Raw genomic sequence first — 15,529 nt, 5'->3', positions numbered from 1 at the left:
TATTCAAAATTATAAAAATCTTTTTTCATAAAAATGCCAGGAAGCAATTCCCACCCCGATTACCGTAAACATACATATAAAGCTCATTACATACGGATTGTAATCCTCAAAAAATCCTAATGTCTGGAATATACGGATTATAGGGAAATGGAAAATATAAATTCCATACGTAAAGTCACCGTATTTTCCAAAGTTATTGAGAAACCTGAATGAATAAGCAATATATAAAACGATAATACTGATCATCATCGGAGAAAATAGCTTTATTTTAAGAATAAGATCAATCCACACCGTCAGTATGGCAATTATAAAAAGACCATGCTTATGTTGAATAAATTTATCAAAATTAAAATACAGAAGCATTCCCCCGATAAAATAACATAATGATCCGGGTAATTGCCTTGAGATGGCAGTCCTGCCGGTCATTTCAAAATAATTAAGGAATAATAAGGATAGAAAATACAATACAATAAGACTGGTATTTCTGTATTTGTTTTTCTTTCCGAATAATAAGAACATGAATGGAACCGCAATATAAAAGCACATTTCTATTTTGAGGGTCCATAATGCACCATTTACAGCCTGATTACCGAACACTCCAGGCAGCCACGGTGCTTTAAAATTCAGGAAAAGGGAATTCCAGAACCAGTATTTGTAAACCTGTGTATTGCTGAAATATTCAGAGAAAGATAAAGTGCTTACCAAACTCAAGAGTGTGGTGCAGAGAAACACAACCAGTAAATAAGCAGGAACAATCCGGTTAAATCTCTTTTTTGCATAGCTTTTTAAACTTGAAGATCGCTCATAGCTTCTGGCAATAAGAAAACCGCTGACGATAAAAAACGAGAAAACGGCGACTTCCACAGGGCTATAAGTTAGAAAATGGAGCTGGTCTGCTTGGCTTAATGCTCCCAAATGTCCTACAAAGACAATGAAAGCAAGGAGAACACGGATGAAGTCAAAATTGTTTTTCGTTATATCCTGCATTTGTTTTTTCTACAAAAATAACTTTTTTAATAAAACAGAGGGTTTTTATCCTGTTCATATTTGTTAAATAGGAGCAAAATGCTCCCCGGGTATTTTAAAAAATATATAAATAAAGGTTGATGGAATAATTTTTCACAAAAAATAGTGTTATAAATCAAAAAAATTATAATTTTAGCCCTTGAAAAAATTGATCTATGAAGAAATTAACATTACTATTTGCAGGTTTATCATTATTTGTGGCTACCGGATGTACCAGTAGTAATGATGATGTCATGGAAGCCCCTCTTGTAGGAGTCTGGCAACCGTTGAAAGAAGTTGTTACTACAGTGGAAACAGGTGAAGATCCCGTTTCCGACCTGATTACCTATACGGAATGCCAGAAACAATCCAGATGGAGGTTCAATGCAGATGCTTCCGGGAAAAAATCTGAGGTTGAAGAGGGAACCGTTGCCGGACAATGTAATCCTTTACCTGATAAAAACTTTACCTATATTTATGATAAAGGCGGAAAGTCTGTACAAATGAAATATCAGGGTATCGTAGAACCGGTAAATGCAAAAGTGATTACCCTGGATGCTACAACCCTCAACCTGGCAGTAAGAGAAGAGACCCAGGATCCGACTGTATTCAAAACAAGGACGTATACTTTCAAGAGAATTCCTCAGTAATCAGTATACTTCAGGATATAAAAATTAGTCTCATCCCCGGATGAGATTTTTTTATTAAATAGTAAATAAGAATTCATCATAAATTAAAATTTCCATTTCTTTTAAAATCATTATTTTTGTGAACCTTGTTTTAAAAGAGAGAACAATATTAAAAGTCTAACATATAACAATCTATATATAAAGTGTTTTACGATCATCAGCAGATAGAAAAAAAGTGGCAGAAGTATTGGGAGGATAATCAAACCTATAAAACCTCCAACAACACAGATAAACCTAAATTTTATGTACTCGATATGTTTCCGTACCCATCCGGAGCAGGGCTTCACGTAGGTCACCCACTGGGATATATTGCGTCGGACATTTATGCAAGGTATAAAAGACATCAGGGGTTTAATGTCCTCCATCCGGTAGGATATGACAGCTTCGGACTTCCTGCTGAGCAGTATGCCATCCAGACCGGACAGCATCCTGCCATTACTACAGAACAAAATATTAACCGATACGAAGAACAATTAAGGAAAATCGGATTTTCGTTCGACTGGAGCAGGGAAGTAAGAACTTCAGATGCTTCGTATTACAAATGGACACAATGGATCTTTATCCAGTTGTATCATTCCTGGTATAATAAAAATACCGATAAGGCAGAAGCGATTGATACCCTGATCAGACATTTTGAAGAAAAAGGAACAGAAGGATTAAATGCCAACCAGAACGATGAGCTGAATTTCACTGCAGAAGAATGGAAAAATGCTTCGGATCTTGATAAAGAAGATATCTTATTAAACTATCGTCTTGCTTACAGAGCAGAAACTACTGTAAACTGGTGTCCTGCCCTAGGAACGGTTTTGGCAAACGATGAAGTAAAAGACGGAAAATCTGAAAGAGGAGGGTTTCCGGTATTTCAGAAGAAAATGATGCAGTGGAGCATGAGAATCTCTGCCTATTCCGAAAGATTATTGCAGGGACTTTCTACATTAGACTGGCCACAGCCGTTGAAGGACTCCCAGGAATACTGGATCGGAAAATCCCAGGGTGCGCAGGTTCAGTTCCAGGTAGATGGACATGACGAAACCGTTGAGGTTTTTACCACAAGACCTGACACGATCTTTGGAGCAACCTTTATGGTATTGGCACCGGAAAATCCTTTAGTGGATACCATTACTACAGATGCTCAGAAAACAGAAGTAGACGCTTATATAGAAGAAACTTCAAAGAAAACGGAAAGAGACCGGATGGCTGATGTGAAAAACGTGAGCGGAGCTTTCACAGGAAGCTATGCAATCAATCCGTTCAGCGGAGAAAAAATGCCGGTTTATATCTCAGATTATGTATTGATGGGATATGGAACAGGAGCGGTAATGGCTGTCCCTGCCCATGATGAGCGTGACCACCGTTTTGCAAAGAAATTTAACCTTGACATTAAAAAAGTCGTAGAAACGGAAGAAGACGTGCAGGAAAAATCTTTTGATTCTAAAGATTCCGTTTGTGTAAACTCTGATTTCCTGAACGGGTTGAATTATAATGATGCCAAGGCAAAAATAATTTCCGAAATTGAAAATAAAGGAATAGGCCACGGAACTACCAACTACAGACAGCGTGATGCGATTTTCTCAAGACAACGTTATTGGGGAGAACCGGTTCCTATATATTATAAGGAAGGAATGCCGTACACGTTGCCGGTTTCTGCTTTGCCGCTGGAACTTCCTGAAGTTGAAAAATATTTACCAACAGAAGATGGTGATCCGCCACTGGGAAATGCTAAAACATTTGCCTGGCATGAGGTAAATCAAAAGGTTGTAGATACCGGCTTAATAGATGATAAAACTGTTTTCCCGCTGGAATTATCTACCATGCCGGGGTGGGCAGGAAGCTCATGGTATTTCCTTAGATATATGGACCCGAACGATGAAGAAGCTTTCGTTAAAAAAGAGCTGGCAGATTATTGGGGACAGGTAGATCTCTATATAGGAGGTAGCGAGCATGCCACCGGTCACCTGCTATATTCCCGTTTCTGGAATATGTTCTTAAAAGACAGAGGATATATCAGTCACGATGAGCCCTTCCAGAAACTGATCAACCAGGGGATGATTTTAGGGATGAGCGCATTTGTTTACAGAATTGACGGGACTAATCAATATGTATCTAAAAATTTAGCCGGTGAATATCAGACCCAGCAGATTCATGTGGATGTATCCTTATTAAAAGGAACTTCTGATGAGTTGGATACTGAAGCCTTTAAAGCCTGGAGACCAGACTATGCAGATGCAGAATTTATTCTGGAAGATGGAAAATACATCACAGACCGTGAAGTAGAAAAAATGTCCAAGTCCAAATACAATGTGGTAAATCCTGATGATATCTGTGAAGAATACGGGGCAGACGGATTGAGGCTATACGAAATGTTCTTAGGACCATTGGAACAATCCAAGCCCTGGAATACACAGGGACTTAGCGGAGTATATGGTTTCCTTAAAAAATTCTGGAACCTGTACTTCAACGGAGATGTATTTGAAATTTCTGAAGAAGAACCTACAAAAGCAGAATATAAAGTATTGCATACCCTAATAAAGAAGGTCGTTTATGATATTGAAAACTTTTCATTCAATACTTCGGTATCATCATTTATGATCGCTGTGAATGAGCTTCAGAAATTAAAATGTAACAAGCGCAATATTTTAGAGCCGTTAGCCGTTATCATCTCTCCATATGCTCCTCACATTTGTGAAGAACTTTGGAATTTATTAGGGCATAACGAATCGATAGAATTTGAACAATTCCCGGTATTGAATGAGGATTATCTGGTTGAGGACGAAATTGAATATCCGGTAAGCGTAAATGGTAAAATGAAGTTCAAAATTTCCCTTTCAGCTCAATTTTCTGCTAAGGAGGTAGAAGATTTGGTGATTTCAAGCGAGAAAATGCAACAGATTTTGGAGGGAAAAACCCCTAAAAAAATCATTGTAGTCCCTCACCGTATTGTGAATATCGTAATTTAAAAAAAAATTAACATTGGCAAATTAAAAAAAATGAAGGTCTAATTTTTTTAATTTTTTAAGTCAAATGTTAAATTTGGGAAAAATACATAAAATATTTTAAAATAATTATTAGATCGAAATCGAATTAAAATTTCTTTATCAAAAAAAAGCAAAATGTTTAATTAAGACTCTTGCATTTTAATTAATTTTGCCTTTAATTTACACCCTGTAAAATTTTAAAACAATATAATTTAGTTAAATATGGAAATGAATGTTTCAAAAAATGATGAGCAAGTAGTTGCTAGAAAGGCAGGAGGTTTAAATCCAGCTGTTATTATTCCTATTCTATTTGCTATAGGAGTATGTATTTATTTATTCGTTCTTGGTAGCCCAGGAAACTTTAAAGATGCAGATAAACTTGGAAGTGGATCTGTAGCCTTTTCAAGTGTTGAAGGAAAAGACATTCACCCAGAATCGTTTTTAGGGATTATCTACAAAGGAGGAGTAATCGTACCAATCTTGATTACTTTTATGATTACAGTAATCGTTTTCTCTTTTGAAAGATATTTCGTTCTTGGTAAAGCTGCTGGAAAAGGAAACTTAGACAACTTCGTTGTACAGGTAAGAAGCTTACTAAACCAAAACAAAATTGACGAAGCTATCGAAGAGTGCGACAGACAGCAAGGTTCTGTAGGTAACGTAGTAAAAGAAGGTCTTACTACTTATAAAGCACTTGCTCACGATACTACACTAAATAAGGAGCAGAAAATGGTAGCTCTTAACAAAGCTATCGAAGAAGCTACAACTCTTGAGATGCCAATGCTTGAGAAAAACATGATGATCCTTTCTACTTTAGGTACAGTTGCAACGTTAGTAGCACTACTTGGAACGGTAATCGGGATGATCAAAGCGTTCTTCGCATTAGGTTCAGGAGGTGGTACTCCGGATGCAGCTGCTCTATCTACAGGTATCTCTGAAGCCTTGATCAACACGGCTTTAGGTATTGGTACTTCAGCAATCGCTATTATCCTTTATAACTTCTTTACTTCTAAAATTGACGGATTAACTTATAAGATCGATGAGATCTCTATGAGTATCCAACAATCTTTCGCTGAATTCAACTAAGAATTAGCAGGAAATTTGCATTAGCAATTAAAAGAAGTTTAATTAAAAATATTTTATAATAATGGCGAGAGTCAAACCAAAAAGACATGGAGTAATTACGGACATGACTGCAATGTGTGACGTTGCGTTCCTACTCCTTACGTTCTTTATCTTGACCACTCAGTTTAAAAAACCTGACGTGGAGCAGATCAAACCGCCATCTTCAATTTCGGAAAAATTGCTTCCTGATGCTAGTTTAATGACTATCAATGCTACTCCGGACGGAAAATTCTATTTCCAGCCAGTAGAAAATGCATCAGAAAGAGTTGCTCTTTTGGATAAAATGGGACAAAAGTATGGTATTACTTTTGATAACAATCAAAAGGCTGCATTTCAGAAAGTTCAGGCAATTGGAGTTCCAATGAACCAGCTTAAGGGGTATTTGGATATGTCTGAAGATGAGCAGAAAAATTATAAGAGTCCTACAGGTATTCCTATGGACAGTACAAATAAACAGTTAATTGACTGGGTAAAAGAAAGTTTGAGCGTTAACCCTGACTACAAGTTGGCCATTAAAGGTGACGTTACCACTCAATACCCTAAAGTTAAAAGTTTATTTGAAGGTTTAAGAGATATTGATTTTCTTAAATTCTGGTTGATTACATCACAAGAAGGTAAACCTAACGAATAATATCGATAGAAATGGCAGAAGTACAAGTACAAGAAAAAGGCGGCAAGGGCGGCAAGGTCCGTTCCAAGAAGCAAAGTACGAGAGTCGATATGACTCCGATGGTGGACTTGGGTTTTCTATTGATTACCTTCTTTATGTTCACAACTACATTCAGTAAACCGAATGTTATGGACCTAGGTCTTCCGGCTAAACCTAAAAAGGACCAGCCGAAACCTCCTCCAACAGAAATTAAACTTTCTAACTCTATTTCTATCTTATTAGGAAAAGACAACAGAGTTTTCTGGCACCAGCAAGATGCCACATCTTTGAATGACCAGACTCTTATGGAAACTACTCTTGATAGAGAAGGAATTAGAAAAGTAATTCAGCAGGCAAAATCTAGAGCTGCAGATCAAGCGAAATTTACCGTGATCATTAAGCCAACTGACGATGCTGTATATAAGAACTTTGTTGATATTCTTGACGAAATGGCAATTACTAAGAGTGAACAATACGGTGTTACCGATGTGAAGCCTTGGGAGAAAGCTGTTTATGAAAAGAAAGTGGGTGGTGCTGCTGCGCCGGCTGCTACAAAGTAATTTAACCATAAAATTGTTATATCTAATCTATGGCAGATGAAAATGTATACGGTCAGAATCTTACTTTAGACGAGATTGTATTTGAAAATAGAAACAAGGAATATGGTGCCTATGATCTTAGACATCAGTATCCGAGACTTTTAACAAAGTCATTTATTATCGGAACAGCTTTATTCCTTTTGGCAGCTTTGTCTCCGTTCATCTATCTTACGATCAAAAATCTTACAGCGCCGCCTAAGCAGGAAGTAAAGGCAGATCTTGTAGATATTATCGAAGAAGAACCGATTATCGAGCAGCCTAAAGAAGAAGAACCACCTCCACCACCTCCACCACCAAAAGAAGAGGAGAAAATTGAGGTGATTCAGAACGTAGTTCCTGAGCCTGTAAAAGCTCCGAAAATTGAAACTCCGCCACCACCGATTTCTAAGCAGTTGGAAACTACAACTGGTTTACAGAATCAGGAGGGGGTAAAAGCTCCGGCTTATACACCACCGCCGCCACCACCATCTACTGGTACCAAGGCATCTACTGTGGAAGTAAAGCCAAGCAATAATCCTAATGAAATCTATAAAGATGTAGACCAGTCTGCAGAATATCCTGGAGGTATGGGGGCATTAAGAAAATTCTTAGGAGATAACTTTGATACTTCTCTAATGGAAGGAGGCGAAGGTACCCTTAAAGCTAAGCTTAAGTTCGTTGTAGAAAAAGACGGAACTGTTTCCGGGGTTACTATTGAGGAGAAATCTCCAAATAGCGACTTCAACAATGAAGCAGTGCGTGTAGTGAAGAAACTTAAAAAATGGACTCCTGCGAAAAGAAACGGGGAGAGCGTTAGATCTTACTATAGCGTACCGTTCACAATGAACTTTGAATAAGACTTATTTATTCAAAATATAAATAAAAAGAGAAGCATATGCTTCTCTTTTTATTTTTTTTGGTATTTTTGTTACATGATGTTCAATTGGTTATCCCTCGTTACGGGATTGTTTTATATCGTTTTAGGAATTGTAGTTATTGTCTATAAATTCTTTTTTACCATCCTCGAGCCTGCTGTTGCCTACGCATTAGGAGCTGTATTGGTTATTTATGGAGTATTCAGAATCTACAGGGCAATTTCAAGAATCAAAAAATCGAGAAATGAAAAATAGTTTTAAGATTGCAGTCGTTTTTATACTGAGTATCATACTCACAGGCTGCAAAAAGGAAGAGAAATCTCCCTCTTATAATAAAGGTGATCTTACAATTTTTACTGACGAATCTTTTCAAAGCGTTACAGAAGCATTAGCTGACGGTTATATGATCAACTATCCGGAAACCCGTATAAAAGTGGCTACCAGGAAAGAAGATCTGGGATTTCTTGATTTACTGAACGGAAAGGCAAAGGTGGTTGTAATGTCTAGAAACCTTACCCCTGAGGAAATCAAAACCTATAATGAAAGAACTGACCTGAAGTTTCTTCCGGCAAAATTTGCAGCTGATGCTGTAGTATTTGTAGTACCTAAGGATTCTCCTAAAGAAAGTATTTCTATAGATGAAATCAATGCGGGGCTTATATCAGATAAAAAAGAATTTATTTTTGACGGAACCAATTCCAGTAATCTGAATTTTGTCGCTGAAAAGCTGAAAAAGCAACCAAAAGACCTGAAATTTTCCATTATTCCCGGTAATCAGAAGATCATAGAAGAATTGGGAAAATATCCGGATAAAATAGGAGTTATCGGGCTTAATACATTTAGCAGGCCCTACGATAAAACTTCAGAAAAACTGAGGGAAATGGTGAAAGTCCTTCCGGTAGTAGATAAAGGGATATCATATACAGCAGATTTTGAGGGACTTCGTACAATGAAATATCCCTTCACAAGAGTTCTTTATTTCCTTATTAATGAAGGTAATTTTAATATTGCCAACGGGTTTATCAGATTCTCATGTACCCATTTAGGGCAAAAAATTGTTCAAAAAGAAGGGCTGCAACCTTATAACCTATATAAGAGAGAGGTGCAAATGCGTTAAAAAATATTAAACTCAAATTTACCCCACAAGAAAATAGTGTTTTGGTCTGAAAATTGTGGAGGATATAACTCAATTATTAGAAAATATAAAATGAAAGATATAATGAATATGAATGTAAAGAAGATTGCTTTTGGAGCAGCCGTAGTATTTTTTTCCGCTTTTACCTCTGCACAAACTTTGCAGGATGGTATTAACAGTATAGACAGCGATAAGTTTGCTCAGGCGAAAACCAATTTTGCAGACATGATTGCTAAAGAACCTACTGCTGATAACTACTTCTATTTAGGAAATACTTTCTTAAGACAAGGAGAGCCGGACTATGCTAAAGCTACTGAAAACTTTAATAAGGGCTTAGCTGCTGACGGTAAAAGCTATCTTAACAAAATTGGTTTAGCTGCTGTGAAATTAGGTAAAGGCGACAAGAGTGCTATCGCTGAAATTCAGAAAGTAGTAACAGATTCCAGAGAAAAAGATGCTGAAGTATTGTTCAGAGCTGCTGAAGCCTTAACTTTATTTGAGAAAAACAGTTCTCCTGATCTTGCCATTCAATTTTTAACTAAAGCTATTGAAAAAGCTGAGAAAAAAGGAGTTCCTGCCCACTATTATTATACTTTAGGAGATGCTTACAGACTGAAGAGAATGCCGGGAGAGGCTATGTCTGCTTATGACAAAGCATTACCTTCAGCTAAGAACAAAGCTTCCGTTTATACAAGAATGGCAACTTTGTGGATGGCTGCACAACAATGGCAACAAGCCAAGCAAAATATTGATAAGGCAATTGGGGTAGATCCTACCTATGCACCTGCTTACAAAGCTTTGGCTTCTTATGATATCAGATATCAGCAGAATGCAAAAGCGACTCAGGATCTTATCAACTATACGAAATATGCTGACGAAGATCCGTATACTCAATTAGAAATTGCAAAATTATACTTTACTAATGAAGATTATGTAAACTCGAAGGCGGTATTGGATAAGATTTTTGATAAAATTGAAGATCCTATCAAGTTTAAATTGAGAGCATATCAGGCTTATGCAGATAAAAATTATGCAGAAGCAAAACAGAATATGGATACTTTTGTTGCACAGGCTGAAAAAACAAGAGTACAGCCTGCTGATCAAGGTTTACAAGGGCTTATCGCAGCAGGACTGGCAAAGACAGAAACAGATGCTGCCAAGAAAACAGCTTTGACAAATGAAGCACAGCAAAAAGTAGCTATTGCAAAAGCTGCGAAAGATGAAACAATGAAATGGGATTTAGAGCTTGCTAATATCGCAGGGGGTGGAGGTGTTTCTCAGTCAGATGCTGATAAAGGACCTACTAACCCTACTATTGAAGCGCTTAAAAAACAGGTTGCGGCTAACAGCCAGGATTCTGACGCATTGTTTAAACTGGCAACAGCTTACCAGGATGCAAAAAACTGGAATGGAGCAATTCTTACATGGCAAAAAATGTCTGCTCTTCTTCCTGATTGGGCACCTGCTTATTATAGCCAGGGGTATTCTTACCAGCAGGCAGGAAATAATGATGCTGCTAAAATTGCATATGAGAAATTCATCAGTACTGTAAAACCTGCAGATCAGGAAGCTAACAAGCAAACCCTTGCTTATGCTTACTTTGCTGTAGCTTATATGAGTAAGGATTCTGACTTAGCTAAAGCTAAAGAATACGTTGCGAAATCATTACAGCTTGACCCTACTTATGAAGATGCTATAAAACTAAATGCAGCGATCAATAAATAATTTAAAATGTAAATTATAAATATTAAAACTTCCCATTCTTAATGTTTGGGAAGTTTTTATTTTAAAGTTATCTTTGGTACTATGAAAACAGATATATTAGCTTTTGGAGCACACCCTGATGATGTAGAGCTGGGATGTGGAGGAACCATTGCCAAATTGGTTTCAGAAGGTAAAAAATGTGTGGTGGTAGATCTTACAAGGGGAGAGCTGGGAACCAGAGGAACTGATGAAACAAGAAAAGCTGAGGCAGCAGATGCAGCCAAAATCCTGGGACTTTCTGCGAGGGAGAACCTGGGAATGAAGGATGGCTTTTTGGTGAATTCTGAAGAATATCAGATGAGGATCGTAAAAATGATTCGCAAATACCGGCCTGAAATCGTCTTAGCCAATGCAATTGATGATAGACATCCGGATCATGCAAAAGGCGCAAAATTAGTATCGGATGCGTGCTTTTTATCCGGGCTGAGAAAAATTGAAACAGTAGATGAGGGAGAAAACCAGGAAGCCTGGAGGCCAAAACATGTTTTTCATTATATCCAATGGAAAGATATCAAACCAGAATTTGTGATAGACATTTCAGAATATCTGGATAAAAAACTGGCAGCCTGTATGGCCTACAAAACTCAATTTTATGATCCAAACTCAAAGGAACCTGAAACTCCTATTACCACAAAAGATTTTTATGAGAGTTTAACTTACCGCGCCCAGGATTTGGGGCGATTATCGGGAGTAACTTATGCTGAGGGCTTTACATCTGAAAAGTTAATTTCTTTGAAAAATTTTGACGGAATTGTTTGGTAGTTGAGGAAATTGTCCTATATTTGCACTCAGAAAACGGTGATTGTAGCTCAGTTGGTTAGAGCGTCGGATTGTGGTTCCGAAGGTCGTGGGTTCGAGACCCATCATTCACCCAAGAGAGTACACTTTTTGAAAGTGTACTTTTTTATTTTGTTCTTATTTTAGATAAAAGTAGATCCGGCTTTTATTGTTTTCATTACAATATTTTTTCAATATCCGTTCATACTCTTCCCTTCGGAAACGAAAAACGGGGATCAGGAGCAAAGGTAATTAGATGAAATCCCATGCAAATATTTTTGTACCTGACGTTGCATAAAAAAAGCACCTTTTTCAGATGCTTGTGTTTTTAGATATTCTTTTTTTTAAACTTCGTCGTCAGAATCAATGGTAAAAGATCTGCTCTTGAAGTCTTTGTCATGTTTTTCTGAAATTACATCCTCACCCTTTTCATTAATGATGAAATCTGTGGACTCATTAAACATCTCCTGGAAACTTTTAAAATCCTCCTTGTAAAGGTAAATTTTATGCTTCTCGAATGTGGCTTCCCCATTCTCTCCGAAATTCTTCTTACTTTCGGTAATTGTAAGATAATAATCTCCTGCTTTCGTCTCGCGCACATCAAAGAAATAAGTTCTTCTTCCTGCTTTTAACACCTTCGTGAAAATCTCATTTTCATGGCGTTCCTTGTATTCACTCATTGTTAGATATTTTTTAATCTTGTTAAGAACAAATATAAAAGAATTCTTTTAATCACAAAATTTTTTTTATGATTTATTTAACAATTGGAAACGAAACGGCTAAGCGGTTACAGAATTGGTAATTTCTGTGAGGTTGATAATTTTGTGTGCTTTTTGAGCGCTAGACTCTCTGTGTGTGATAATTATGGATGTAGCATTGCTGATTTTCCGGTCAATATTTTCCAGGATATTTTGTTCTGTTTCCGTATCGAGAGCAGACAAAGAATCATCAAAAATAATGATATTGGGGTCTTTAATCAGGGCTCTGGCAATACAAATTCTTTGCTTTTGTCCTCCCGAAAGCATTACTCCGCGTTCACCCACCAGTGTTTTATATTGCTCTTTGAATTCAATAATGTTTTTATGGACATCTGCAATTTGAGCATATTCTACCACTTTTTCGTGGGAAGGCTTATCAATGGCAAAACCTATATTATTTTCAATAGAATCAGAAAACAGGTAGCTTTCCTGTGGGATATATCCAATAAAATTCCTGTAATTATCCAGATTGTGCTCTTTCAGGTTTTTACCGTCAATCAATATCTCTCCTTCGGTAGGATCTATTAATCTGCATAAAAGCAGAGCAATTGTGGATTTTCCGCTTCCGGTCTTTCCCATAATAGCTAATGATTCTCCTGCCTTAACTGAAAAGCTTAAATTATCCAGTGCCCTGATCCCCGTATTAGGATACACATAAGAAACATTTCTGAACTCAATATCTCCTTTGATAGGATAAGTCTCGAAATTGGTATTCACGATTTCAGACTTTTTATCCATGAATTCATTAATCCTTTGCATTGATGCCTCTGCCCGTTGATTCACAGAGGTTACCCAGCCTACCATTGAGAATGGGAAAATCAAGGTATTGATATACATAAAGAAATCTGCAATCTTACCGATACTCAACTCCCCGGCAATATATTTTTCACCTCCAATCCAAATGATAGCAACATTTAACAACCCGATTACAAATAAAATAATGGTAAAAAAATAGGCTTCTGTTTTAGCAAGATCTAAAGCCTTATCCTGATAATCCGTAACCTTAATACCATAATTTTTTTCAATATACTTTTCTCTCGCGAAAAATTTTACCACACGGATTCCTGAAAAGCTGTCCTGAACAAAAGTGGATATTGCAGATTGGCTTTTCTGCATAATTTTCGACTTTTTATTGATGATAGAGCTTACCTTATAAATTGCGTAAGATAAAATCGGAAGCGGAAGCAAAGTCCATAGCGTCATGGAAGCATCCGTCTTTACCATATAAATAGCTGTAATCAGAACGAGAACAATAAGGTTGGCTACATACATAACGCCCGGTCCCAGATACATTCTTACGGCAACGACATCTTCGCTTAGCCTGTTCATCAGGTCTCCGATGGTAGTCTGCTTATAATCCGTTAATGATAAATCCTGATAATGCCTGTAGATTTTATTTTTAAGTTCGTATTCAATTCTTCTGGAGGCTACAATAATCGTCTGCCTCATCATAAAAGTGAAGAATCCGGTTAAAAGCGAACAACCCACAATAATTCCGACATAGGTGAGAACCTGTTGATTAAAGCCAAGGTTTTCATTTTTTGTAAGTTCATCTACTGATTTTCCTACAAACTGAACTTTATAAATATTGAAAAAATTACTGGCAATGATGAATAATACCCCCCAAAACAATAGTATTTTGTGCTTCCAAAAATAAGGGTTTAAGGTTTTTAGCGCTTTCATATAGTTTTACAAAATTACAAAAATGTCGTCATACTACGAATTTCATCAATTTTAAATTTTGTATCTTTGCACGCATAAAAAAGCTCTTTGAATGTTAGGAAGACGACAAATCCGTGAAAAAGTAGTACAAACAGTGTATTCATATTATCAGAATCCTGTAAAATTTGATGTTTTAGAGAAAAACATGTTCACTGGAATAGAGAAAATCTATTATCTCTATATCTATGAGCTCAATTTTTTAGTAGCCTTAAAAGAATTGGCAGAACATCAGATTGAAATTGGTAAAAACAAATATCTTAAAACTGATGCTGATATTAATCCTAACCAGAAATTTATCAACAATCAGGTACTCATTAAGCTGGAAGAAAACCCGGAAAGATTATTCTTTACAGGTCAGCATAAGCAGCTGAAATGGGATATGCACGATGATTTGTTGGTAAAAACCTTCCAGAGAATTACTGCCGGAAAACGTTATCAGGATTTTATGAAAGAAGACACCTATTCTTTTGAAGAAGATCAGAAATTCATCGGAAAATTATTTTTGAGATATATTGCCGAAAATGAAGATTTTCATGATTATTTAGGGGATAAGGAACTTTCATGGTATGATGATATTCACATCGCGAATTCAATGGTACAAAAAACAATCGGATTCCTGAGAGAAGATGAAGAAAGCAGAACTTTAATTAAGATGATTAAAGATGAGGATGATAAGACCTTTGCTGCAAAGCTGTTGAGAGATACCCTGAACAATTGGGAAAACAATGAGAAAAAATTGGAAGAAAGATTGGAAAACTGGGATCTGGAGAGAGTTTCTTTAATGGATAAAGTGATTTTGTCAACAGCGATTACTGAACTTGATAATTTTGCTTTCACTCCTTCAAGAGTAATTATTAATGAATATATTGAAATTGCCAAAGTATTTGCCACGGACCGTTCAAATATCTTCATTAATGGTATTTTAGATAAATATTGTAAAGATCAAAATAGAATATAAAATGAAAAAGACGTTATCAATTATCGCCTTGTCAATCATAGGCTTTGGTTTAGTTTCATGTAAAAAAGAGAACAAGGAAACTCAAAGCTCTGAAGCAGTAGCTTCTGATTCTACTGCTGCTGCCACTTCGGTAACCACAGATTCTACTGCAGCTCCTGTAGCAGGAACTACACCAGAAACTCCGGCTTCTAATCAGCCATCCACTACTGTTGCTTTATCTGAAAGCAACTTCGATTTTGGTAAAATCAAAAAAGGAGATAAGGTAGAGCATATCTATGAAGTTACCAATACAGGAAAAAATCCATTGATTATTTCTGAGGTAAAACCGGGATGCGGATGTACAGCTCCTGACTTTACAAAAGAGCCTATCATGCCAGGTAAAAAAGGAAAGATTACTTTGCATTTTGATTCTTCAAGCTTCGATGGAAACGTTCAGAAATATGCAGATGTTTATGCAAACGTAGAGAAATCTCCAATCAAATTAACGTTCACTGCGAACATTCAACCATAATTTTAAAA

15 protein-coding genes and 1 tRNA gene are annotated in these 15,529 nt (G+C 36.7%); 13 read left to right on the top strand and 3 right to left on the bottom strand.

The features are described from left to right. Positions 1–9 precede the first annotated feature (9 nt). Positions 10–987 (bottom strand): acyltransferase family protein, encoded by a 978-nt coding sequence (locus OK18_RS05435; protein WP_053327359.1) that lies wholly within the window; start codon positions 985–987, stop codon positions 10–12. 194 nt (positions 988–1,181) lie between these two features. Between OK18_RS05435 and OK18_RS05430 the strand changes: the two genes are divergently transcribed. From OK18_RS05430 to OK18_RS05380, 11 genes are all read left to right on the top strand, one after another. Then, positions 1,182–1,655, top strand: a complete 474-nt coding sequence (locus tag OK18_RS05430; protein WP_050019561.1) for a lipocalin-like domain-containing protein — start codon at positions 1,182–1,184, stop codon at positions 1,653–1,655. Between the two features lie 182 nt (positions 1,656–1,837). After that, a complete protein-coding gene (gene leuS / locus OK18_RS05425; RefSeq protein ID WP_053327358.1) occupies positions 1,838–4,651 on the top strand; it encodes a leucine--tRNA ligase in 2,814 nt (937 codons plus the stop codon). A gap of 240 nt (positions 4,652–4,891) precedes the next feature. Continuing rightward, on the top strand, positions 4,892–5,755 hold the full coding sequence (locus OK18_RS05420) for a MotA/TolQ/ExbB proton channel family protein (protein WP_002976280.1): 864 nt from the start codon (positions 4,892–4,894) through the stop codon (positions 5,753–5,755). A gap of 61 nt (positions 5,756–5,816) precedes the next feature. Then, positions 5,817–6,425 carry an ExbD/TolR family protein gene (locus OK18_RS05415; RefSeq protein ID WP_050019562.1) on the top strand — a complete coding sequence of 203 codons (609 nt, stop codon included), beginning with the start codon at positions 5,817–5,819 and terminating at the stop codon, positions 6,423–6,425. An 11-nt stretch (positions 6,426–6,436) separates the two neighbouring features. After that, the gene (locus OK18_RS05410) at positions 6,437–7,003 is read left to right on the top strand and encodes an ExbD/TolR family protein (protein WP_050019563.1); all 567 of its coding nucleotides are present in this window, start codon (positions 6,437–6,439) and stop codon (positions 7,001–7,003) included. 29 nt (positions 7,004–7,032) lie between these two features. After that, positions 7,033–7,878 carry an energy transducer TonB gene (locus OK18_RS05405; RefSeq protein WP_050019564.1) on the top strand — a complete coding sequence of 282 codons (846 nt, stop codon included), beginning with the start codon at positions 7,033–7,035 and terminating at the stop codon, positions 7,876–7,878. Positions 7,879–7,953: 75 nt separating this feature from the next. Further along, positions 7,954–8,151: a DUF308 domain-containing protein gene (locus OK18_RS05400; protein WP_174441948.1), complete on the top strand. Its 198-nt coding sequence runs from the start codon at positions 7,954–7,956 to the stop codon at positions 8,149–8,151. After that, positions 8,141–9,013, top strand: coding sequence for a PstS family phosphate ABC transporter substrate-binding protein (locus OK18_RS05395; RefSeq protein ID WP_053327357.1), 873 nt, complete (start codon positions 8,141–8,143; stop codon positions 9,011–9,013). Before OK18_RS05400 ends, OK18_RS05395 begins: the two co-directional genes overlap by 11 nt. 90 nt (positions 9,014–9,103) lie before the next feature. Beyond that, complete coding sequence (locus OK18_RS05390; protein WP_053327356.1) at positions 9,104–10,756, top strand: tetratricopeptide repeat protein; 1,653 nt, start codon at positions 9,104–9,106, stop codon at positions 10,754–10,756. Between the two features lie 81 nt (positions 10,757–10,837). Beyond that, on the top strand, positions 10,838–11,557 hold the full coding sequence (gene bshB1 / locus OK18_RS05385; protein WP_050019567.1) for a bacillithiol biosynthesis deacetylase BshB1: 720 nt from the start codon (positions 10,838–10,840) through the stop codon (positions 11,555–11,557). Positions 11,558–11,592: 35 nt separating this feature from the next. After that, positions 11,593–11,668 (top strand) — tRNA-His (locus OK18_RS05380). A gap of 248 nt (positions 11,669–11,916) precedes the next feature. Here OK18_RS05380 and OK18_RS05375 read toward each other — a convergent pair. Together OK18_RS05375 and OK18_RS05370 are read right to left on the bottom strand one after the other, a co-directional pair. Next, positions 11,917–12,252 (bottom strand): DUF3276 family protein, encoded by a 336-nt coding sequence (locus OK18_RS05375; RefSeq protein WP_027375472.1) that lies wholly within the window; start codon positions 12,250–12,252, stop codon positions 11,917–11,919. Positions 12,253–12,351: 99 nt separating this feature from the next. Further along, entirely contained in the window at positions 12,352–14,013 is a 1,662-nt protein-coding gene (locus tag OK18_RS05370) for an ABC transporter ATP-binding protein (protein WP_053327355.1), read from the bottom strand. A gap of 91 nt (positions 14,014–14,104) precedes the next feature. Between OK18_RS05370 and OK18_RS05365 the strand changes: the two genes are divergently transcribed. Both OK18_RS05365 and OK18_RS05360 read left to right on the top strand, forming a co-directional pair. Continuing rightward, positions 14,105–15,010, top strand: coding sequence for a transcription antitermination protein NusB (locus OK18_RS05365; protein WP_053327354.1), 906 nt, complete (start codon positions 14,105–14,107; stop codon positions 15,008–15,010). A 1-nt stretch (position 15,011) separates the two neighbouring features. After that, positions 15,012–15,521 (top strand): DUF1573 domain-containing protein, encoded by a 510-nt coding sequence (locus tag OK18_RS05360; protein ID WP_053327353.1) that lies wholly within the window; start codon positions 15,012–15,014, stop codon positions 15,519–15,521. Positions 15,522–15,529: the final 8 nt, after the last annotated feature.

This window comes from Chryseobacterium gallinarum, from assembly GCF_001021975.1.
Lineage (GTDB): Bacteria > Bacteroidota > Bacteroidia > Flavobacteriales > Weeksellaceae > Chryseobacterium > Chryseobacterium gallinarum.
Note: the sequence above shows the minus strand (reverse complement) of the source record. Positions and strands in the feature narration are given on the sequence as shown.

Excerpts from the sequence above, each read along its gene's own strand:
- OK18_RS05435 (WP_053327359.1), bottom strand. The coding sequence starts at position 987 with ATGCAGGATATAACGAAAAACAATTTTGACTTCATCCGTGTTCTCCTT.
- OK18_RS05370 (WP_053327355.1), bottom strand. The coding sequence starts at position 14,013 with ATGAAAGCGCTAAAAACCTTAAACCCTTATTTTTGGAAGCACAAAATA.
- OK18_RS05410 (WP_050019563.1), top strand. The coding sequence starts at position 6,437 with ATGGCAGAAGTACAAGTACAAGAAAAAGGCGGCAAGGGCGGCAAGGTC.
- OK18_RS05395 (WP_053327357.1), top strand. The coding sequence starts at position 8,141 with ATGAAAAATAGTTTTAAGATTGCAGTCGTTTTTATACTGAGTATCATA.
- OK18_RS05360 (WP_053327353.1), top strand. The coding sequence starts at position 15,012 with ATGAAAAAGACGTTATCAATTATCGCCTTGTCAATCATAGGCTTTGGT.
- OK18_RS05415 (WP_050019562.1), top strand. The coding sequence starts at position 5,817 with ATGGCGAGAGTCAAACCAAAAAGACATGGAGTAATTACGGACATGACT.
- OK18_RS05390 (WP_053327356.1), top strand. The coding sequence starts at position 9,104 with ATGAAAGATATAATGAATATGAATGTAAAGAAGATTGCTTTTGGAGCA.
- OK18_RS05400 (WP_174441948.1), top strand. The coding sequence starts at position 7,954 with ATGATGTTCAATTGGTTATCCCTCGTTACGGGATTGTTTTATATCGTT.
- bshB1 (WP_050019567.1), top strand. The coding sequence starts at position 10,838 with ATGAAAACAGATATATTAGCTTTTGGAGCACACCCTGATGATGTAGAG.
- OK18_RS05365 (WP_053327354.1), top strand. The coding sequence starts at position 14,105 with ATGTTAGGAAGACGACAAATCCGTGAAAAAGTAGTACAAACAGTGTAT.
- OK18_RS05430 (WP_050019561.1), top strand. The coding sequence starts at position 1,182 with ATGAAGAAATTAACATTACTATTTGCAGGTTTATCATTATTTGTGGCT.
- OK18_RS05405 (WP_050019564.1), top strand. The coding sequence starts at position 7,033 with ATGGCAGATGAAAATGTATACGGTCAGAATCTTACTTTAGACGAGATT.
- OK18_RS05375 (WP_027375472.1), bottom strand. The coding sequence starts at position 12,252 with ATGAGTGAATACAAGGAACGCCATGAAAATGAGATTTTCACGAAGGTG.
- OK18_RS05420 (WP_002976280.1), top strand. The coding sequence starts at position 4,892 with ATGGAAATGAATGTTTCAAAAAATGATGAGCAAGTAGTTGCTAGAAAG.